Here is a 950-nt window from a genome sequence, read left to right as displayed (position 1 = left end):
AAGCGCGCGGTGAGTTCGAGGACGGGGGATGCAGTCTTGAAGGAGCAATCCGGATGGACAAAAAGGTGCGCTCTTGCGGTGCAGGGGCGTGTGTTTGCCACTTGACGGGGGCGGCTAATGGGTGACCGCAGCAAAGGCCTTTCGCGTGCTGCAACTTGCGCAGAAATACGATCTGCTGATCGTTGAGAACGATCCGCTTGCCGACTTCAAACCGACCTCGTCGCCGCGCCTGGCTTCTCTGGACCAACTTGAGCGCACGATCTACATCGGGAGCTTCTCAAAGTCGTTCTCGGCCGCGCTGCGCGTGGGGTTTATCGCTTGTGGCGCAGATTTAGCCAGTGATCTTTCCGACCTGAAAGCGTTGATCCACGTGAGCAGTTCGGAGCTTTGCGAAAGGACGGTCGATGTCATGTTGAGCGAAGGCCACTATCAACGACATCTGACCCGGTTGCGTAGTCGTCTTGGGGAAGCAACAGAAGGTGCGCGGGCGCTGTTCGAATCTGTCGGAGCAAACATCTTTGCGAAGAATGCTCAGTCCCTCTACCTGTGGGCGTCCATGCCAGGGGTGGATGACTCAATGACACTCGCAGACTCGCTGCTGCCACATAACGTCCGACTGGCGCCTGGCAGGATTTTCAGCGTCGACGCCTCAGCGACCTCGCCATGGTCACGCTACAACGTGGGGGCCGTGTTGGACCCGAGATTCAGAAAAGCTCTCCAAAGGGTGTTGATGCAGTTGGGCTCTACCTAGCTCACTGGGCACGGACAAGCTTTGTTGCACCCTCTCAGTGGTTGAGAACTCAGGGACGTGCCCCTAACTGGTGGGGCCTGTCCGAGTTTCCGTGTGTGAGGCTCATTGAACCTTCACCGATTTCGTGAAGCTGATTGAGGATCTTACGTGCTCGATTTGGTGAACCGGTCTTCGTAGAGGATCGCGAATTGGTTCATTG

The 950-nt window shown here is 56.8% G+C and carries 1 pseudogene; it reads left to right on the top strand.

Annotation, left to right across the window (positions count from 1 at the left end):
* Positions 1-121: 121 nt before the first annotated feature.
* Positions 122-751: pseudogene (locus ACYZGB_RS22790) on the top strand (aminotransferase class I/II-fold pyridoxal phosphate-dependent enzyme); the annotation flags it as partial.
* Between the last annotated feature and the right edge of the window lie 199 nt (positions 752-950).

The organism is Acidovorax sp. Q11, from assembly GCF_054950075.1.
Note: the sequence above shows the minus strand (reverse complement) of the source record. Positions and strands in the feature narration are given on the sequence as shown.